Genomic DNA, 18,253 nt, shown 5'->3' with positions numbered 1-18,253 from the left:
GGCGGCTTCGGTGCGTTCAGTGCCGGCGGGCCGTCCGGCGCAGGGCGGCGCGCGTGCCCGTGTACAGGAGGGTGAGCACGGTGATCGCCGCCATGGTCAGCAGCCAGTTGCGCAGGTAGTCCAGTGGCAGGACGGTCGCGTTGGCGACGGCCCCGGGGCGCAGCAGCGGGGGCAGGGCGATGGCGGTGAGGGAACCCGCGACGATCAGGGCGGCGCGCGGGACGCCCCGCAGGCGGAGTCCGACCGCCGCGGTCAGGGCGGCGACCGCCATCACGAGCGGGGCGAGGAACCCGTCGTGCACCACGACGGCGCCCGCGAGCCACAGGGCGATCCGCCAGGGTTCGGGTTGCCGGACCAGGAGCAGCCCGCCCCAGGCCGTCAACGCGAGTCCGAGGGCTCCCAGCACGTATCGGGACCTCATCACACGACCTCCAGTCGGCCGACCCATTTGGTCTGCAGGACGCCCGGCCGGTTGGGGGCGATGATCCGGGCGGGGTAGCCGTGGTCCAGGGAGAGCACCTCGCCGCCCAGTCGCAGGGCGAGCAAGGTGAGGGGGTCCTGCGCGTACAGGCGTCCCATGTCCATGACCCGGTAGGCGCCGGCCGCCTCCAGCGACACCACCCGGGCGCGCGAGCCGGGGCCGCCTCCCGCCCGTTCCAGCAGGTCGCGGACGCGTACCCCGGTCCAGCGGGCCGACTTGCTCCATCCCTCGACGCACGCGATGGGCAGCGTCACCTCGTGCTGCGGCAGGGCGTTGAGTTCCTCCAGGGTCAGGGTGAACGGGCGGGGTCCGTGGACGGTCAGGTGCCAGTCGACGAGCGAGGCCTCGGTGACGCGCGCGGCGGCGGCCGTACGGTTCACCGGCAGTCCCTGGACTCCGTACGCGGGGCTGTGCGGGGCGAACAGCGCCAGGCGGCCGAGCCCGGTCACCGACTGCCCGGCGGTGGTCACCGTGACCGCTCCCACCGCGGCGGCCACCCCGACCAGCAGTTGGCGCCGGTTCGGTCCGTCGGCCTCGGGCAGGGACAGGGTGCCGGGGGAATCGAGGGTGAAGTGGTCCCGGATCCGCGGCCATTGCACCGCGATGTGCAGCAGCAGGGCGCCCATGACGACCCAGGCGACGGCGTAGTGGACGGGCACGAAGTTGAACGGCCACGGGTACCACTGGAACGTGTTCAACAGGCCGGTGAAGAGCTGGAACAGGGCGGCCGCGACCAGTACCGCCACCGACAGGCGCTCCAGCGCGTGCGACACGGACCGCACCGGCGGCCACGCGAACAGGCGCGGGTACACCGCCCACAGTTTCGCGAGCAGCAGCGGGATCGCGGCGATGCCCGAGACCACGTGCAGGCCCTGGGTCAGCCGATAGCCCCAGTACGGGCGGCTCGGCAGATGGTCCGCGAGCCACCCCGGCGGATGTTGGAGGAAGTGGCTCAGCACACCGGTCGCGAAGCAGACGAGGAAGGTCAGGGCCAGCCAGCGGCCGATCGCGGTCGCGGTGCGGGCGTCGTGGAGCCGCGCCTTGAAGGTGATCGGCGGGCCCGGGGGCAGAGTGAAACGCATGTCTCCATCACACCCCCGCGGCCATGGGCGCGAGCGGCTTGAACACCTTACGAAACGCGGACGTCAGGGGCGTCGGGGCCCGTCGGAGGGGCCCTTCCTGGAACGCTTGCGCCTTGTGAACCCGCGTACCGCCCTCGCCTCCGCCGCCCTCGCCGCCCTCGTGACGGCGCTCGTCCTCACCGTGCGGTACGACGGTGTCTTCACCGACCCCGTCGGCCTGTTCGCCCGGTACGCCGTCTGCTGGCTGTTGTTCGCGGCCGCCCTGGTGGCGCTGCGCCGGGTCCGGGCCGACCACGTGGTGCCGCTGGTCCTCGCCGGGGCGGTCGCCGTCACCGTGACCGGGCTGGTCGCGGCGCCCCGGACGAGTACCGACTCGTACCGTTACGCGTGGGACGGCCGCGTCCAGTCCGCCGGGATCCCGCCGTACGACCACGCGCCGCGGGATCCGGCGCTCGCGCGGCTGCGCGACCCGTGGCTCTTCCCCACGGGGGCCGCCTGCACCGGGCCGGACCTCGTCCCCCTCCCCCACGCGGGCGCCGCGCCCCACTGCACGCGCATCAACCGGCCGGGCGTCCACACCATCTACCCGCCCGTCGCCGAGGCGTACTTCCTGGCCGTCGACCGGTTGTCGCCACAGGGGGCCCGGCACAAGGCCTTCCAGGTCGGCGGCGCCCTGATCTCCCTCGGCGTGACCGGCGCGCTGCTCGCGATCCTGCGGCGCGGGGGCGGCGACCTCCGTCGGGCCGCGTACTGGGCCTGGTGTCCGGCCGTGGCCGTCGAGGCCGTGAACAACGCGCACGTCGACGTGCTGGGCACGCTCCTCGCGGTCGTCGGCCTCGGCCTCGTCGCCTCCCGGGCGGCGGGGCGGCGGGCCGGCGGCGGGGTGCTGCTGGGCGCCGCCGTCGCCACCAAGTTGCTGCCCGCGATCGTTCTGCCCGGCGCGCTGTCGGGCGTTCGCCGGATCCGGGACGCGGCCGTGGTGCTCCTGCCCGCAGCGGCCTTCACCGCCCTCTCCTACCTGCCGTACCTCCTCCTCTCGCACGGCTCCGTCCTCGGCTACCTCGGCGGCTACGTGCAGGAGGAGGGTTACGAGGACCCGGCGTCCGGGTCCCGGTACTCGCTGCTGCGGCTGGTACTGCCCGACGGCTGGGCGTTGCCCGTGCTGCTCGTGGCCGTGGCGGGTGTGTGCGTCCACGTGATGTGGCGCGGGGACCCTCGGCGGCCCTGGAGCGGGGCGCTGACGGTCGTCGGCTGGTCCTTCGCGCTCCTCACTCCCGGGTACTCCTGGTACGCCCTGCTGCTGATCGCCCTCGTGGCCCTGGACGGTCGCTGGGAATGGCTCGGCGTGGCGCTCGCGGGCGCCGCCGTCTACGTACTGGCCCCGGTCTTCGGCCACGCGGCGGCGCTGAGCAACGTCGCCTACGGCGCCGCGGTCGCCCTGGTCCTCGCCGTCACCCTGCTGCGGCGCCGTACTTCTGTCGCGGCGGGACAGGGTCTACCGTCACCTGTACGAGGAGGAGACGGTCGGCGCCGGCCGTGACGGAACCCCTGACCTCCATCGGCGCGTCCGATCCCCGGCCGGCCGGCGGGGCGGAACCGACTTCGGGAGCCTGAGTGGAGACAACCCTCGTGGTGGTCGCGATCGTGGTGGCCGCACTCGTCGTCAAGACCGCCGTCGCCGAGCTGAGGGAACCCGGCGCGGGCCGCGTCCAGTGGACCTTCCTCCGTGATGCCCGGGCCCTCGCGGCGGGGGTGTGCACCGCGGTCCTCCTCGGCCTCGTCGGCTGGATCCAGGCGGGTGGTGAGGGCGTCCTGTGGGCCGCCCTGGCCGGAGTGCTCGTCGCCTTCGCCGTCGGCCGGGGCCGCCGAACCTGAGTCCTGGGGCGCTGTCGCGGTCGGTGGACGATCCGGCGGCGAGGACCGCCCGCGCGGGAACCCCGTTCGGCCCGGAATTCCCGTTCTTCGAAGATCCTCGGTCCTCCGGAGAAGACCGCGCCGATCCCGCGACCGGAAAGCCGCCACATCGCGAGCGACAGAATCCGGAATAGTTGATTCCGGACCGAACTCGCGCCCGAACTCACACTCACCGGGTCGCGCGCTCCCCGCCCTTCAACGAGGTACGGCGAGGTCGATCGAATCGAGCCAATGGGCATCAAGAAGCCCCTTGTTGACGGTCGATCACCTGTTCACCCCCAGTGATACGATCATCGCACTTGCGGGCGGCAGATGGTCATAAAACGACATCTCCGAGCACGGCGAACCATCCGGGCAGAACCCCCGGCACGGGCGGTCCGCCGGTCCACCCGCATTTGACGGAATTCAGCAACTGGCCGTCAGTCGCCTGAAGAGAGTCTTATGACGTATTACATACAGACCCCAGTACTCTGGGCCCTTTTTGTCGCCGTCGTCGGCGCCATCGCCGGCGCCGGCGCCATCATTGTTCGCCAGCGCAGAGCGACCCGGGCCCTGAGACACGAGTTCGAAGAACTCACACACCATTACGCCGCACTGGAGCACAGTTTCTCCACATCCGTCGAGGCCGAGAAAGAACAGGCCCAGGACGCGACGAAATCCGTCCTCAAGTCCGCCATGCGGACACTCCAAGGTCTTGCCGCCGAGCAGCAATCGGTCATCTCCGGACTCCAGAGCAAGTACGGCGAGTCCGTCATTCTCCAGGACCTCCTGGAGATCGACCACACGAACTCGCAGTTCGGGCGGCGTGCGCAATCCATCGCCGTGCTCTGTGACGGCTGGCTGGGGCGCCGGCGCGACGTCGCCTCGGTCTATGACGTGGTCCGCAGCGCACAGGGACGCATCCGCCATTTCCGGCGGGTGGAGATCCTTTCGCAGGTCGACTTCGGCATCACCCACCGGGCCGTCGAACCCGTGGCACTGGCCCTCGCCGAGATGCTCGACAACGCCACCAGCTATTCCAGCCCGGACACCGTCGTCGAAATCAACATCCGCACCGTGCCCAAGGGCATTTGCATCGTCGTCGACGATGCCGGCGTCGGCATGAACGAGGAGGAGCGCGCCAGGGCAGTGAGACTCCTGACGACCGAGCGGGTCTCCGGCGTCTCGGGGCTCGGCAACCCTCCACAGTTCGGCTTCGCCGTGATCGGCGTGCTCTGCGAGCGATTCGGCTTCGAGGTGTCCGTGGACTCCAGCTCACCGTACGGCGGCGTCCGCGCCGTTCTCCTCCTGCCGCACGAACTGCTCACCGGCATGCCGGAGCGCAAGGCCCCGGCTCCGACCGGCGCCGCGTCGGCCGCACACCCCGGCGGCCCCGAGTACGCGGTGGCCACGTCCTCGACCGTCGACGGCCTGCCCAAGCGCAGCCGCAAGCGGCCGATGGCGATCGTGCCCGGCAACACCCAGGGCGCGGCGTCGGCGACCCGCTCCGACGCGGAAGCCGCGGCGATCATGGGCGCGTTCCAGCGGGGCACGCTCCACGGACGGGCCACACCCTCGGGCTCGTCGTCGGGTCAGACGAGCAGCACACGTGATGCGAGCAGCGAAGGACATGAGGTCCCGTGAACAACGATCTGTCATGGATGCTGGACAGCGCCCTGGAGATACCCGGGGCGCTGCACGCGGTCCTGGTCTCCGCCGACGGCCTGCTGATGGCCCGGACGAAGGACTTCGACAAGGACAACGCGGACACGGTCGCCGCCGCGATGAGCGGTGTGCAGTCCCTCAGCCGCTCGCTCGGGTTCTTCGTCGACGGCGGCCACCTGCAGTGGCGTCAGACCCTGGTCGAGTTCGACGGCGGCTGGGTCTTCCTGATCTCCGCCGGGGAGGGCGCCTACCTCGGCGTCTCGGCCTCGCCGGACGTCGACATGCAGGACATCACCTTCCGGATGCAGCAGCTCGTCGGCCAGTTGGGCAAGGCCTTGACGACGCCGCCCCGCGAGAACCTCGGCGTCCACTCGTGAACGGCTTCGACGAACTGGAGCCGGAGGCCGCCGAATTAGTGCGTCCGTACGTCATCACCAAGGGACGCGGCCTGCCCGACGAGGAGCACCTGTCCCTCATCACCCTGGTCACCGCCGCGGGTGACCGGCAGCAGCGTCCGACCCAGCTGTCTCCCGAGGAGCAGGGCCTGTTGGACCTGTGTACGGCGGGCTACCTCTCGGTCGCCGAGATCGCGGGGCACACACGGCTGCCCATGGGTGTGGTGAAGATCGTCCTCGCCGCGCTCACCGAGGGCGGCTACCTGATCACCCGTCCTCCCGTGCAGCGGGCCACGCTCACGGACCGCCACATCCTCGAGGAGGTGCTGAATGGTCTACGCACCAAGTTTGGCTGAGCAGGCGTACGTCCGCGACGGAGCGACGCAGACGGCCGTGAAGATCCTCGTCGTCGGTCACTTCGCCGTGGGCAAGACCACCTTCATCGGCGCGATATCGGAGATCCCTCCGCTGTCCACCGAGGAGACGATGACCCGCGCCGGCGAGTCGTTCGACGACCTCAAGGGAGTGCGAACCAAGACCACCACCACGGTGGCCATGGACTTCGGCCGGCTGACGATCAGCGAACGCGTGGTGCTGTACCTGTTCGGGACCCCCGGTCAGCTGCGGTTCGTACAGATGTGGGAGGACATGGCACGTGGCGCGCTCGGCGCGCTGGTGCTGGTGGATCCCGAGAGACTGGCGGACTCCTTCGCCGTGATCGACCTGATCGAGCAGTACGGCCTCGACTACGCGATCGCCGTCAACCGCTTCGACGGAACGCCCGATCGCGCGGAACGGGCCCTGCGCGAGGCGCTGGACCTGCTCGACGACACCCCGGTCGTCACGTGCGACGCGCGCGACCCCAAGTCGTCGGCCGACGCATTGATCACACTCGTCCGCTATTTGCTGGACCGCGCTCGCTAGGAGCAGACATGGACGCTCAACACACCGCACCCGTTCCCCCGCCCGGGTGCCCCGCTCACCAGGTCGGCGGCCGGGTGCCGCTGCACGGACCGGGGTTCGCGGCCGATCCCCAGGCGTACTACACCTATCTGCGCCACTACGGGCCCACCGCTCCCGTGGAGCTCGCTCCCGGGGTGGAGGCCACCCTCGTCACCGACTACTCGACGGCCCTGCAACTGCTCCAGGACTCCGGTTCCTTCCGCAAGGACGCCCGCCGCTGGCGGGAGTTGAACGAGGGTCGGATCAGCCCGGACAACCCGGTCGCGGCCGTGCTCTCGTACCGCCCCAACTGCATGTTCAGCGACGGCGTCGAGCACCTGCGGCTGCGTCAGGCCATCACGGACAGCATGGGCCGCGTCGACTCGCGCAGGCTGGCGCGCAGCACGGAACAGGTGTCCAACTACCTTGTCTCGCAGTTCGGTTCACGTGGCTCGGCCGACCTGCTCGGCGATTACGCCAAGCAGCTGCCGCTGTTCGTGTTCAACGAACTCTTCGGCTGCCCCGCCGACATCGGCGACCGCGTGCTGTTCGGCATCACCGGCATGTTCGACGGCGTCAACGCGGAGCGGGCCGTCGAGGTGTTGTACGGGGCCGTCGGTGAACTGGTGGCGCTCAAGCGTGCCAAGCCTGGCGAGGACGTCACCTCGTGGCTGATGCAGCACGAGGCGAAGCTGACCGACGAGGAGATGGTCCATCAGCTCGCCCTGCTGTTGGTGGCGGGCAACGAACCGCTGCGGAACCTGATCGGCAACACCCTGCACCGGCTGCTCACCCACGACGCGTACGCCCACAAGGGCGGCCTGATCGACGAGGCCCTCGACGACACGTTGTGGGAGAACCCTCCCATGCAGAACCTCGCACCCCACTACCCGTCCTCCGACATGGAGTTCGCCGGGCAGAAGGTGCAGGCGGGCGATCTGATGCTGGTCAGTTTCGCGGCCGCCAACACCGGGCCGGCGCTGACGGCCGCACGTCAGGCCGGCAGCAACCGGGCCCACCTGGCCTGGAGCGCGGGCCCCCACGCCTGCCCGTCGAAGGAGCCCGCCCGGCAGATCACCGTCACCGCCATCGAGAACCTCCTCAACCGGCTCCCGGACGTCGAACTCTCCGTGCCGGAGGACAGCCTGGTGTGGCGCCCGGGTCCGTTCAACCGCGGCCTCGCCACGCTGCCCACCAGGTTCACGCCGTTCGAGACGGCCCGCGAGAGCGCGCCGCAGGCGCGCGCCGGGGCGTCAACGAGCCAGGACCCGGGCGTGGCGAGTCACCGACGTGAACACAGCGGCAAGTGGAGCCAGTTCCTCAACTGGCTCACCAGGTGATCAAGTCCACTTCCACCGGTCCTCCCGCCGCCGCATGAGCGTTCCTCCTCAAGGGTAGTGAGCATCGCGTTGTTCGATGTCACTTACGAGGCAAGGGAGGTGTCGTGGACCAGATATCCGACGACGCCGCGGTGCTGCAACACCTCACCGAACAGGGAACCCTCGATACCCGCCCCTCCAGGCGGGTATCTTCTTGGGCGCTCCCGTCGGTGGGGGGAGGGTCGGTGAGCGCCCCACGGACTGTTCCCCCGAGGGAGACCCTCGGGGGAACGCTCGGTACTCATGCGGCGAGACAGGCCCTGCGGCTCTGCGAGGCCGCGGGGTTGAACGGCGCCGACTCCGCGTCCTACGCGCGAACACTGCTCGCGGCGCTCGGCCCCGTCGCGGAACGGTCACTCGACCTGCCGCCTCCCGAGCACTCGTTCCTCTCCGACGACCACTCGCCGGTGGAGTTCTCGCTCTCCTTCGTGGCGCACGCCGAACCGACCCTGCGCGTGCTGCTGGAGCCCGGGTACGGCGCCGGCAGTCTGGCGGAGAACGGGCGGACCGGGTTGCGGGTGTTCCGCGAGATGGCGGGGCGGTGGGGATTCGACACGAAGCGGCTGGACGAACTGGAGGACCTGTTCTTCCCGCCGAATCCGCAGGGTCCGCTGGCGCTCTGGTGCGCGCTGGAACTCCTCCCCGGCGGAATCCCCAAGATCAAGGTGTATCTGAACCCGGCGGCATCCGGGCAGGAACGTTCCGCCGAGACGGTGCGCGAGGCCCTGCGTCGCCTCGGCCACCGGAAGGCGTTCACGGCGTTACCGCAGGGCGACCGTCACCTCTTCTTCGCCTTGGACCTGGGCTCCTGGGAGGAACCCCGGGTCAAGGTCTACCTCGCGCACCACGACCTGACGGCCGCGGAGGCGGCCGGCCTGTCGCGCGTGGACGGCGGCCCCGGCGAGACGGAGGTCACGACCTTCTTCCGCATGGCGGCCGGTCACGTCCCCGACCTCGACGACCTCGACGTCGAGGACGGGCGGATCGCGCGACCGCGGCGGCGGCCCGTCCAGTCCTGCCACGCCTTCACCGAGACGGCGACCGGACGGCCGAGCGGCTTCACGCTCTACGTCCCGATCCGCGACTACGCCCGACACGACGGCGAGGCCCTCGATCGGGCGCTGGCCGTGCTCGGCCGCCACGGCATGGACACCGCCCCGCTCGTCCGGTCGCTGTCCGCCGCCACCTCCCGGGATCTGCGCGACGGGGTGGGGCTCATCGCCTACGTGGGGCTCGCCCACCAGCTCGGTCGCCCGCCGCGGGTGACCGTCTACGTCTCCTCGGAGGCGTACGAGGTCAGGCCGCCGGTCGTCTCGCCACCCGTGGAGGCCGCGGTCGCTCGCTGAGCCCGCTCGGCGGCGAGCCGGCGAGCCTCCGGGCCTCCGGGCCGGCGGCGCTCCCCGTGGTCACCGACCGGATCCGCGGATCGGTGTCGTGCGACGCCCCGCGTGGGACGCCCCGCGTGGGAGGCCGTGCGTGGGAAGCCGTGTCGTGCGGATCGGCCCGGCCCGGTCCGGCCCGGTCAGGCGTCCTGCAACGCGTCCAGTTCCCGCAGGTAGGAGCCGACGTCCACCTGGATGGAGGCGCCCTCGGTCCGCCCGTAACGCGCCTCGATGGCCTTCAGGTACACGTCGATCTCCTCGCGCATGACATCCGTCGACGGCAGGGAGGCCTCGCCGTCGACGATCCGGGCCACCCAGCGCGCCTGGGCTTCCACGAGGCGCGTGATCGAGCCCACGGGGCGGATCAATCCGACGAAGTACAGGCCGGGGCGGTCGGGCGCGACGACCCGCTTGTACAGTTCGACGGCCTCCTGTCGGGGGCCCGCCGGACAGCCGGCGGGCAGGAAGGGGAAGGCCATGCGGAATCCCGTGCAGTAGACGATCGCGTCCGCCGCCACCTCGGTTCCGTCGGTGAAGGTCACCCTGTCGCCGTCCAGGGAGCCGATCGCGGGCCTGGGTATCACCCCGCCGTGCCGGATGCGGCTGAGTATCTCGTCCGAGATGGTCACGGCCGAGGAGAAGACCGGGTGGTCGGGTTCGGGCAGACCGTAGTCCGACAGCTTCCCCCGCGCCACGCGCAGCGCCTGCTCGACGAAGCGCCGCTGCTCGGGGAACGACATCTCGCTCCACCACGGAGCGTCGGCGATCAGGTCGACCGACATGCCGAAGAGTTGCTTGGGCACGACGTGCAGTCCCCGGCGGACGGACAGGTCGGTCCGCTCGGCATGCCGGGAGAGGTCCGCGGCGATGTCCACCCCGGATGCCCCCATCCCCACGACGACGACCCGCTGCCCGGCGAAGTCGCCGCCGTCGCGGTAGTCCATCGAGTGGAGGATCCGACCGGTGAAGGACTCGGAGCCCGGCGGCAGCGGGTCCGGCAACACCGCCTCCGTGTTGTGGCCCGAGCCGACGACCACGTGCGTGAAGCGCCGTCGTGTCCTCTCCCCGTCCGCGTCCCGACTGACGACCGTCCAGGCACCGTCGTCGTCCTGCCGTACGGAGACGACCTCGGTCCGCAGCTCGACACGGGGCAGCAGGCCGGCCCACTCGGCGAACGACCGCAGGTAGTGGGCGACATCGTGGTGTCCGGGGTAGAGCGGCAGTTCGGCCGGCATCGGGAAGTCGGAGTAACCGGTGAGCTGTTTGGCACTGTTCAGGTGCAGCGACATGTAGGCCGGTCCCCGCTCGCCGGCTCCCGGCTGCCGCCAGATCCCTCCGACGTCCGGCGCCTTCTCCAGACAGACGAAGTCCACTCCCCTGACCGAGAGAGCGTGTGCGGCCGCCAGCCCCGACAGTCCCGCACCGATGACGCACACCGTCGCGGCGGTGGGAACCTCACCGACACGCGCCCCGCCCCAGGAACTCTCCACAGAACACCATCCGTCCTTGTACCGGGCGTTGGGTTCCCCACCGCTGCGCGCCCCGCTCGGGCACGGGGGAACACGGCAGCTCACGGGGGCCCGGGGACCTCACCCTACCCAGCGGTCAAGGGAGTTGAGATTTCAAGATCGTCCCAATCCGGTCGCGGTCCGCGCACCGGTTCGCGCCGGCCCGGGCTCCTGCCCGGTGTACGGGCGTCCGCCGCGCCCCGTCGGCCGTCAGTGAGGTGTATGGAGTGGGCCGACTCCCGTCAAGGTGGCGTCAGGGGACCGGACGGACGCGGCGCGAGCGGGGATGGTTTCCATGACACGCCCCGAGCGGTCGCACCTCACGGCGAGGCACCCGGGGCGTCATCCATCGTTCGCGGTTCCCCAGGGAGAGCCCCATGTGTCTGTTCCGGTACGACGACGACCCCGAGCCCGAGGAACGGGTCCCGGCCGGGCTGCTGTACGTGCCCGTCCGGCCGGGAGGCGGGGCGGGGGTGGCCATCCGGCTGTTCCGCACTCCGCTGGGCACGCGAACCGCCGTCGGTTTCACCGCTGTGGAGCGGTTGGCCGCGACCCTCGGCGAGAACCAGGCGTACGTCCCGCTGTCGGAGTCCCTGCTGCGCGAGCTGTGCGCGCCGCTCGGAGCGCGACTGATCACCGTCGATCCGACGCTGTCGGCTCCCGCGGCCGTTCCGACGACCCACCGAGCGGACCGGCTCGCCGTCCGCGGCGCCTGAGGGGGACTCCATGACCATTGCCGCTCTGTCCGAGGTCGCCGCGGACGCGGACGACCTGTCCGTGTGGCCGGCCTCGGCCCACCGCCTCCCGCACGGTGGCCTCGCCGTCGGCGGGGTGTCGCTGGCCGAGGTGGCCGACCGTTTCGCCACGCCGGTGTACGTGCTGGACGAGGGCGAGGTACGGGCGCGCTGTCGTACGTACCGGGACGCGTTCCCCGACACCGATGTGCTGTACGCCGCCAAGGCGTTCCTGTCGCGGGCCGTCGTCCGCTGGGTCGACGAGGAGGGGCTCGGGCTGGACGTGTGCTCGGCGGGCGAACTCGAACTCGCCGTCACGGCGGGCTTCCCGGCGGACCGCGTCGTCCTGCACGGCAACGCGAAATCCCCGCACGACATCGAAGCGGCGCTACGGCTGGGCGTGGGCCGGATCGTCATCGACAGCCCGTCCGAGGTGGCGCGGTTGGCCGCCGCCGTGGGGACGGGGGGCTTCCAACGGGTGATGGTGCGGGTGGTGCCGGGCATCTCGGCCGGCGGCCACGAGAAGATCCGCACCGGCACGGAAGGCCAGAAGTTCGGCCTGTCCCCCGCCGACGGCTCGGCGCAACGTGTCGTCGCCCGAATCCTGGGCCAACCGCAGCTCGAACTGACCGGCCTGCACTGCCACATCGGCTCGCAGATCACCGAAGTCGGGCCGTACGCGACGGCCGTACGCCGCATGGTGGACCTGATGGCCGACATCCGCGACGCGCACGGCGTGGTGCTGCCCGAGTTGGACATGGGTGGGGGCCACGGCATCGCCTACCGTCCGGGTGAACCCGCGCTGGACCTCACCGCCCTGGCCCGGCGACTGCGCGGCGAGTTGGCGGCGGGTTGCGCGGCGGCGGGACTGACCGTCCCCCGGCTCGCCATCGAGCCGGGCCGGGCGGTGATCGGTCCGGCCGGTGTGGCGCTCTATCGGGTGCTCGCCGTCAAACACGCCGACGATCGGGTGTTCGTCGCCGTGGACGGTGGCATGAGCGACAACCCCAGGCCGGCCCTGTACGGGGTCCGGTACGCTCCCCGGCTCGTCGGCCGCCGCTCCACCGCACAGGGGCGAACGACCACCGTCGTGGGCCGGCACTGCGAGGCGGGCGACATCCTCGCGGCGGACGTGGAACTGCCCGGGGACGTCCACCCCGGCGACCTGCTGGCCGTCCCGGTCGCGGGCGCCTACCAACTGTCGATGGCCTCCGGCTACAACATGGTCGGCCGGCCGCCGGTCGTCGCGGTCGGCGACGGCACGGCCCGGCTGCTCGTGCGGCGCGAGACCCTGGCCGACTTCCGCCGCCGGGACATCGGCGGCTAGACCGTCCTGCCCCGTGCGGTCGGGCCCTGTGCGGTCGGGCGGTCATCGGTTCGTGCTCGCGGCGGTCCTGGTGGCCGGTGATGTCGTCGGGACCGCCGTCGGACCTCCACGTCGGCCGGCGTCGACCAGGAGGTTCGCGGCCACGAGCCCGCCGGGGCCCGCGTCGATCACCACGGCGTCAGGCACCGCGGGTCCTCGGCCGGTGCTGGTCCGCGACGGAGTCCTGCCCGGCGACGGGGTCCTGTTCCACGAGCCTGGCCAGGCGGGCCAGCATCCCTCGGTGGCGGAGCTGGATCAGGGCTTCGACGGCGGGGTTGTGCAGGGTGCCGCCCAGGCCGCGCAAGGGATGCTCGTCGCAGATGACCAGGGTTTCCTCGCCCCACGGCCTGAGTTGAAGGAAGATCCTCGCCGTGCCGAGGGGATCGAACGAGGCTTCCAGTTCCAGTTCCCTGCCGGGCTCGGCGTACCGGACCGTGGTGACCCCTTCGGTCGACCAGGGGCCGAGCCGCAGGGTGTAGCGCAGACGGGAGCCGACCTCGGGCCAGGTCCGGTCGAGGGGCGTGGACTGCGACGGGCCCACCACCCAGTCCTCGTAGCGGTTCGGGTCGGCGAGTACCGCCCACACCGCGTGCGGGGGGCGATGGACGAGTTGATTGCGGACGGCCATGGGTGAAGTCCCTCTGCCGGAACGGATGGTGCGTCTCCACACCGCGTGATGGCTGCTTCTTCCCGGCCCGGCCTGCTGCCTGTCTCGGGAGGGCGCTCGGGCGATGACACCCCCACGCGCGGTGCACTCGTGCCGGCGCCTCCGCTCACGCCATCGTCCCACCGTTCGTGCGAGCGGTCGCGTCGTCACCGGGCCGCCGGGCGCGGATGACCACCAGTTCCTCCCACTCCTCGGCTTCGGCCGCCAGGCCCCGCCGCTCCAGCCAGGAGCGTCGCGAGCGCAGGACGGGCCCCCACGGCACGGAGGCCCGGGCCGTGGCCTCGGCGGCCAGCCCCACGCCGGCCAGTCGGGAGATGGTTTCCTCGGCCCCGCACATCCCCGAGTGCACCATCAGCAGGACGCCGCCGGGACGCAGCAGGGCCGGGGCGCCCGCGCAGATCCGGTCGATGACGCGGCGCCCGTCGGGACCGGCGTCCCAAGCCCGCTCCGGGCCGCGCGAGGGGAGCCGGTCGCCCGGGGCCGGGACGTACGGCGGGTTCGTGACGACCAGGTCGAAGCGGCGCCCCGCCGTACGGGCCTGGAAGTCTCCGTGCAGGACGCGCAGCGGGAGCCGGTGGCGCCAGGCGTTCAGTCGTGCCGTGGTCACGGCGGCTCGGGAGACGTCGACCGCCGTGACCCGGGCTCCTCTGGACGCGGCGTGCAGCGCCAGCATCCCGGTGCCCGTGCCGATCTCCAGAACCTCCGTGCGGGGCCCGATGTCCTCGCGGGCGAGTGCGTCGCCGAGCAGCCCGGTGTCCGCCTGCGGTGGGTAGACACCGGGCAGGGCCATCAGCCCGGCGGGCAGCGAAACCAAGGACAGAGCGGTACTGGGCACCGCATACCTCCGGTTCGAACGCGGCCCGGGAATGGGCCGCTGGATTGCGCGACATGGTGCGGCTTCCCTGGTTGGAGCGCTTCACCCGAATCGCGTCGATCTTCGGAGGATCAGACGGACATTCGGCCGATCGGTCGTCCCGATCCCCATGTTTTCGGTGCATCGAGCACGTCGGGGCTCCCGGTGCACGAAAGCGCGGGAATCGTGCCGGTCACGATTCACGGGGCTTTGGCGCCCGGTTTGTCATTCGCGACCGGGCTCCTCGGGAGAGGACGTCCGCCGAGGCCTGCGCTGTGCGTGTTCGATCATCGTGGCGATGTCCAGGCGGTCGGGACCTGTGGCCTGCTGATCGGGGCGTTCCCGGGGTATGGGGGTGGGGGTGGACATGGTCGGGCGGACTGATCGGCCGCTGGTCACCGAATGCTCCTTTTCTCGAATTCGTCGAAGGAATCGAAAGAATCGGGCGCCGTCCCGCGGCGCCACGCGTTTGAACGACGTGAGGTCACACGAGCCGGTCGATCGGGCGCGGGCCCGTCCCGCCGCACGGGTCGACACCGCCGCGCTCAGCCCGGCCAGGTCCCCGTGAGGCGCCGGGCGGCCACGGCGCCCGAGCGGTCGACCGCGGCTTTGACCACGGCGAAGATGGCACCCTGGATGGCGGCGGCGATGAGGATCTGCCGCCAGGTCCGTTCCTCGTCCGTGGCGTTGGGGGCGTCCCCGTCACCTTCGACGAGCTTCCAGATCTGCCGGAACAGGGCGCCCGCGATCATGCCGCCGGCGGCGCCCAGAGCCAGCCCCACCGGCTTGTAGGCGAGGGTGGCCGCCTTCATCGCCGGTGCCCCCGGCCGCGGCACACCAGCAGGAGGGCCAACGGGGCCGCCCCGCCGACGGCGAGCAGTGGCGTCCGGCCGTCGGGCGCCGAGGGCGGGCGCTCGGCCGGGTCGCGCGGCTCCACCGGCGTGGGCGTGCCGACATCGTTTCGGCGGTTTTTCGTCATCGGTGGACCTTCTCCTCATTCTCGGCCGGATCGGCCTCGACGCTGTCGATGGCCCTGCTCGGGAAAGGAAGGTCGAATCGTGCGATCCGCCTCTTTCCCTGCACCGGCGGCGATCCTCCGGGAATGGACAGCCGACGCGAGAAAACGCAAGCGGTGGCTTTTCCTGTCGGAAGTCGTTTCTCGAAGGACGCGCACATCGTCGTTGTGACACGCCTACCCGACAAATGACCGGGCACCCGCCCGGGGCGGAGAATCCGGCAGGGGAATGGAATCGGCCCGGCAGCGAATGGGGCTCCATGCGGACACGTAAGGTGACGACGCCGGGGCCGTCAGGCGGTGCGGGCCTCCCGGATGGGGGCGCCCGCGTGGTGGAGGCTGGCCAGGGTCTGCCGGTAGGACTCGATCAGGCCGGTCTCCAGGTGGCTGACGCCGAGCTCCTGGCAGTGACCGCGCACGATGGCCTGGGCCCTGCGCAGGTGCGGGCTGGGCATGCTGGGGAAGAGGTGGTGCTCGATCTGGTAGTTCAGGCCGCCGAGAACGATGTCGGTGAACAGGCCGCCGCGCACGTCGCGCGAGGTCAGCACCTGGCGGCGCAGGAAGTCGGGGCGGTCCGTTCCCCGCAGGGTCGGCATGCCCTTGTGGTTCGGGGCGAAGATCGAACCGAGGTAGACGCCGAAGAGGCACTGGTGGACGAGCAGGAACACGATCGCCTTGCCGGGCGGAAGCACCAGGAACAGTGCTCCGAGATAGGCCGCGATGTGGCCGATGAGGAGGGCGCCCTCCCAGGCCCGGTTCCTGAGGGACTTGTCGGCGAGCGACCGGAGTCCGGACACGTGCAGGTTGAACCCTTCCAGCGTGAGCAGCGGGAAGAACAGGAGCGCCTGGGAGCGGCCCAGGAGCCGCGGCAGCCCCTTCGCGGCGCGCGCCTGGTCCTGTGTCCAGACGAGGATGTCGGGATCGAGGTCGGGATCGAGATCCTCGTGGTTCGGATTGGCGTGGTGTCGGGTGTGCTTGTCCTGCCACCAGCCGTACCCCATGCCGATGCCGAGGTTCCCGGCGAGGCGCCCGGACACTTCGCCGGCCTTGCGCAGGCGGAAGACCTGCCGATGTGCGACGTCGTGGGCCAGAAGTGCGACCTGACCGAACACGAAGGCGAGGAAGGCGGCGACGACGAGTGTCCACCAGCTGTCGCCGACCAACACGAACGCCACCCAGCCCAAGCCGTAGAGGCCTGTCACGGTGGCGATGCGGAGCGTGTAGTAGCCGGGGCGTCGGGCCATCAGTCCGGCTGCCTGGATCTTCCTGGAGAGCCGGGCGAAATCGCTCCCCGTCCCTCCCGGGGTGGGCGCCCCCGGCTCGGGCGGAGGACGCACCCTCTGCTGCGAATTCATGATCAGAAGTCACTTTCCGTTGTCCGTCGATGCCGAAACCGGCGCACCGGCGGCTCTGTCCACTGCGCCTACCCGCATTCGTGGAGTTGACGTGCGGTTTCCCGCGCGGAAGGCGACGCCCGGGATCCCGCGGCATTCCCCGGGTCTCGCGGGGCCTCGCGCGGGGGTCAGCGGCCCTCGAAGTCGAGGGCGTCGGCCAGCGCGGCTTCCCGTTCCGCCACGTCCCCCGCGCTTTCGGCGATCACCGCGTACCGCCAGGAGCGGCCGTCGGGCGGAGCGTCCGCGTAGAGGACGACGCCCTCGCCGCTCGCCGGGTCGAAGGCGAGGCGGTGTTCGCGCACCCGGTCGAGGGCCGCCTCGAAGCCGAAGGGGCGACGCGTCCGTCCCGTGGCCACCGACCAGGCCGGACGGGTGACGGGCGATGCCGCCGTCAGGCGGGTGACCATGGCGTGCGGGGTCGTGGTGGCGGTACGGCGGATGTTGCTCTCGCTCGCGTACGCCTCACCGTCCGCGTTCACCAGCGCGTCGACTCCGAACGGCCCGGCGTAGCCGTGGTCGGCCAGATGGCGGCCCAGGGCCGTCCCCCACTTCTCCAGTTCCTCGGCCGGATGTGCCGAGGACGGCGGCAGCGGGGAGAGGTATCCCGTGAAGGATCCGTCGGTGGTACGCATCGCGCCGCTGAACAGGGTGTGTGTCCCGGATGCGGTGGTCTCCAGTTGGATGCTCACCGACTCGACCACGTCGAGGCATTCCTCCACCACCCACGTGCCCTCGGGGCCGCCGACGGTGTCGAGTTCCAGGGCCGCCCCGCCCCGCAGGTCCTCGCGGGACACGAAGCGCAGACCATGCCCTCCCGCGGACCGGTCGGGCTTGACCACGACGCGTTCGTGGCTCTCCAGGAGCTCGCGGACGACGCCCTCCGTCTCGGGGCGCCGGCACACCCGTCCTGTCGGCAGCCGCATCCCCAGGTGGTCGGCCGCCTCGCGGAAGCCGGCCTTGGTGTTGAGGAGCATGGTCGTCTTCAGGGCGGCCGCCGCGGCGTCGACCGTCGGGTAGGGGTGCACCGTGAGGCCGAGGTCCCGGGCGAACGTGATCGCCGAAGCGTCGAGCGCCGTCGGCAACAGTGCCGCCCCGCGGTCGGCGGCGAGAGCCCGGACGTGTTCGGCGAGTCCGGCCTCGCGCACCGCCCGCGCCAGGGGGACGGCGCCGGACGGGGGTACCTCGACGACCGTGACCGTCTCCGGGGGCACCCCCGTGAGGTCGCCCACGTACCGCAGGAACTCCCCGCTCAGGGGCACCGGGGTGACGAGTACGTCCCCGGGCCGCAGCAACCACGCCTTCCGCGGCGCCTGCTGTGCCCACCGCGTCAGCACGTGCCCCTCGCCGAGATCGACCGCCAGGTCCGAGAGGAAGTTCGCGAAAACGACGAACGGACCCGCCTCACTCATCCGGACCCGCCTCATTCATCGCCGCTCCTCTTCCGTCGCCTGTTCCACTGCTACCCGCGCCGGCCGGTCCGAGACGCGTGGGCGCGTC

Annotated in this window: 19 protein-coding genes; 10 read left to right on the top strand and 9 right to left on the bottom strand. The window is 71.3% G+C overall.

Annotation, left to right across the window (positions count from 1 at the left end):
* Nucleotides 1-16: 16 nt before the first annotated feature.
* A complete protein-coding gene (locus tag OHA84_RS30300; protein ID WP_053676161.1) occupies nt 17-421 on the bottom strand; it encodes a hypothetical protein in 405 nt (134 codons plus the stop codon).
* Complete coding sequence (locus OHA84_RS30295) at nt 421-1,563, bottom strand: molybdopterin-dependent oxidoreductase (protein ID WP_266968808.1); 1,143 nt, start codon at nt 1,561-1,563, stop codon at nt 421-423. Before OHA84_RS30295 ends, OHA84_RS30300 begins: the two co-directional genes overlap by 1 nt.
* Before the next feature lie 115 nt (nt 1,564-1,678).
* Between OHA84_RS30295 and OHA84_RS30290 the strand changes: the two genes are divergently transcribed.
* The 8 genes from OHA84_RS30290 (at nt 1,679) to OHA84_RS30255 (ending at nt 9,183) form a co-directional block, all read left to right on the top strand.
* Nucleotides 1,679-3,103, top strand: a complete 1,425-nt coding sequence (locus OHA84_RS30290; protein ID WP_266968810.1) for a glycosyltransferase 87 family protein — start codon at nt 1,679-1,681, stop codon at nt 3,101-3,103.
* Between the two features lie 74 nt (nt 3,104-3,177).
* Nucleotides 3,178-3,438 (top strand): hypothetical protein, encoded by a 261-nt coding sequence (locus tag OHA84_RS30285; protein WP_053676159.1) that lies wholly within the window; start codon nt 3,178-3,180, stop codon nt 3,436-3,438.
* A gap of 480 nt (nt 3,439-3,918) precedes the next feature.
* The gene (locus OHA84_RS30280) at nt 3,919-5,100 is read left to right on the top strand and encodes an ATP-binding protein (RefSeq protein WP_266952333.1); all 1,182 of its coding nucleotides are present in this window, start codon (nt 3,919-3,921) and stop codon (nt 5,098-5,100) included.
* Nucleotides 5,097-5,498 carry a roadblock/LC7 domain-containing protein gene (locus OHA84_RS30275; protein ID WP_266952332.1) on the top strand — a complete coding sequence of 134 codons (402 nt, stop codon included), beginning with the start codon at nt 5,097-5,099 and terminating at the stop codon, nt 5,496-5,498. The genes OHA84_RS30280 and OHA84_RS30275 overlap by 4 nt, the downstream gene beginning before the upstream one ends.
* Entirely contained in the window at nt 5,495-5,872 is a 378-nt protein-coding gene (locus OHA84_RS30270) for a DUF742 domain-containing protein (protein ID WP_234349891.1), read from the top strand. Before OHA84_RS30275 ends, OHA84_RS30270 begins: the two co-directional genes overlap by 4 nt.
* A complete protein-coding gene (locus OHA84_RS30265) occupies nt 5,847-6,440 on the top strand; it encodes an ATP/GTP-binding protein (protein WP_053676156.1) in 594 nt (197 codons plus the stop codon). The genes OHA84_RS30270 and OHA84_RS30265 overlap by 26 nt, the downstream gene beginning before the upstream one ends.
* Before the next feature lie 8 nt (nt 6,441-6,448).
* Entirely contained in the window at nt 6,449-7,798 is a 1,350-nt protein-coding gene (locus tag OHA84_RS30260) for a cytochrome P450 (RefSeq protein WP_053676155.1), read from the top strand.
* 224 nt (nt 7,799-8,022) lie between these two features.
* A complete protein-coding gene (locus OHA84_RS30255; protein ID WP_266968813.1) occupies nt 8,023-9,183 on the top strand; it encodes a tryptophan dimethylallyltransferase family protein in 1,161 nt (386 codons plus the stop codon).
* A gap of 176 nt (nt 9,184-9,359) precedes the next feature.
* Here OHA84_RS30255 and OHA84_RS30250 read toward each other — a convergent pair whose 3' ends face one another.
* Complete coding sequence (locus OHA84_RS30250) at nt 9,360-10,709, bottom strand: NAD(P)/FAD-dependent oxidoreductase (protein WP_266968815.1); 1,350 nt, start codon at nt 10,707-10,709, stop codon at nt 9,360-9,362.
* A 395-nt stretch (nt 10,710-11,104) separates the two neighbouring features.
* On the opposite strand from OHA84_RS30250, the gene OHA84_RS30245 reads away from it, so the two are divergent.
* Both OHA84_RS30245 and lysA read left to right on the top strand, forming a co-directional pair.
* The gene (locus OHA84_RS30245) at nt 11,105-11,443 is read left to right on the top strand and encodes an SAV_915 family protein (RefSeq protein ID WP_266952329.1); all 339 of its coding nucleotides are present in this window, start codon (nt 11,105-11,107) and stop codon (nt 11,441-11,443) included.
* Between the two features lie 10 nt (nt 11,444-11,453).
* Nucleotides 11,454-12,788, top strand: coding sequence for a diaminopimelate decarboxylase (lysA, locus tag OHA84_RS30240; RefSeq protein WP_266968817.1), 1,335 nt, complete (start codon nt 11,454-11,456; stop codon nt 12,786-12,788).
* A 178-nt stretch (nt 12,789-12,966) separates the two neighbouring features.
* Here lysA and OHA84_RS30235 read toward each other — a convergent pair whose 3' ends face one another.
* The 6 genes from OHA84_RS30235 to OHA84_RS30210 all read right to left on the bottom strand — a co-directional run bounded on the left by OHA84_RS30235 (nt 12,967) and on the right by OHA84_RS30210 (nt 18,165).
* Nucleotides 12,967-13,455, bottom strand: coding sequence for an SRPBCC family protein (locus OHA84_RS30235; RefSeq protein WP_266968819.1), 489 nt, complete (start codon nt 13,453-13,455; stop codon nt 12,967-12,969).
* A gap of 145 nt (nt 13,456-13,600) precedes the next feature.
* Nucleotides 13,601-14,284 carry a HemK2/MTQ2 family protein methyltransferase gene (locus tag OHA84_RS30230; protein ID WP_053677123.1) on the bottom strand — a complete coding sequence of 228 codons (684 nt, stop codon included), beginning with the start codon at nt 14,282-14,284 and terminating at the stop codon, nt 13,601-13,603.
* A 608-nt stretch (nt 14,285-14,892) separates the two neighbouring features.
* The gene (locus OHA84_RS30225; RefSeq protein WP_053677353.1) at nt 14,893-15,159 is read right to left on the bottom strand and encodes a DUF4235 domain-containing protein; all 267 of its coding nucleotides are present in this window, start codon (nt 15,157-15,159) and stop codon (nt 14,893-14,895) included.
* Complete coding sequence (locus OHA84_RS30220) at nt 15,156-15,326, bottom strand: hypothetical protein (protein ID WP_159041349.1); 171 nt, start codon at nt 15,324-15,326, stop codon at nt 15,156-15,158. Before OHA84_RS30220 ends, OHA84_RS30225 begins: the two co-directional genes overlap by 4 nt.
* A 329-nt stretch (nt 15,327-15,655) precedes the next feature.
* Nucleotides 15,656-16,717, bottom strand: a complete 1,062-nt coding sequence (locus OHA84_RS30215) for an acyl-CoA desaturase (protein ID WP_078998751.1) — start codon at nt 16,715-16,717, stop codon at nt 15,656-15,658.
* 167 nt (nt 16,718-16,884) lie between these two features.
* Complete coding sequence (locus OHA84_RS30210) at nt 16,885-18,165, bottom strand: peptide ligase PGM1-related protein (protein WP_053677348.1); 1,281 nt, start codon at nt 18,163-18,165, stop codon at nt 16,885-16,887.
* Between the last annotated feature and the right edge of the window lie 88 nt (nt 18,166-18,253).

This window comes from Streptomyces sp. NBC_00513 (assembly GCF_041431415.1).
Classification (GTDB): Bacteria; Actinomycetota; Actinomycetes; order Streptomycetales; family Streptomycetaceae; genus Streptomyces.
This window is presented reverse-complemented; position numbering and strand designations above follow the sequence as displayed.

Bases quoted from the DNA above. Each gene is read 5' to 3' on its own strand.
- lysA (WP_266968817.1), top strand. From the start codon at position 11,454: ATGACCATTGCCGCTCTGTCCGAGGTCGCCGCGGACGCGGACGACCTG.
- OHA84_RS30230 (WP_053677123.1), bottom strand. From the start codon at position 14,284: ATGGCCCTGCCCGGTGTCTACCCACCGCAGGCGGACACCGGGCTGCTC.
- OHA84_RS30235 (WP_266968819.1), bottom strand. From the start codon at position 13,455: ATGGCCGTCCGCAATCAACTCGTCCATCGCCCCCCGCACGCGGTGTGG.
- OHA84_RS30265 (WP_053676156.1), top strand. From the start codon at position 5,847: ATGGTCTACGCACCAAGTTTGGCTGAGCAGGCGTACGTCCGCGACGGA.
- OHA84_RS30215 (WP_078998751.1), bottom strand. From the start codon at position 16,717: ATGAATTCGCAGCAGAGGGTGCGTCCTCCGCCCGAGCCGGGGGCGCCC.
- OHA84_RS30295 (WP_266968808.1), bottom strand. From the start codon at position 1,563: ATGCGTTTCACTCTGCCCCCGGGCCCGCCGATCACCTTCAAGGCGCGG.
- OHA84_RS30225 (WP_053677353.1), bottom strand. From the start codon at position 15,159: ATGAAGGCGGCCACCCTCGCCTACAAGCCGGTGGGGCTGGCTCTGGGC.
- OHA84_RS30245 (WP_266952329.1), top strand. From the start codon at position 11,105: ATGTGTCTGTTCCGGTACGACGACGACCCCGAGCCCGAGGAACGGGTC.
- OHA84_RS30280 (WP_266952333.1), top strand. From the start codon at position 3,919: ATGACGTATTACATACAGACCCCAGTACTCTGGGCCCTTTTTGTCGCC.
- OHA84_RS30210 (WP_053677348.1), bottom strand. From the start codon at position 18,165: ATGAGTGAGGCGGGTCCGTTCGTCGTTTTCGCGAACTTCCTCTCGGAC.
- OHA84_RS30220 (WP_159041349.1), bottom strand. From the start codon at position 15,326: ATGACGAAAAACCGCCGAAACGATGTCGGCACGCCCACGCCGGTGGAG.
- OHA84_RS30260 (WP_053676155.1), top strand. From the start codon at position 6,449: ATGGACGCTCAACACACCGCACCCGTTCCCCCGCCCGGGTGCCCCGCT.
- OHA84_RS30300 (WP_053676161.1), bottom strand. From the start codon at position 421: ATGAGGTCCCGATACGTGCTGGGAGCCCTCGGACTCGCGTTGACGGCC.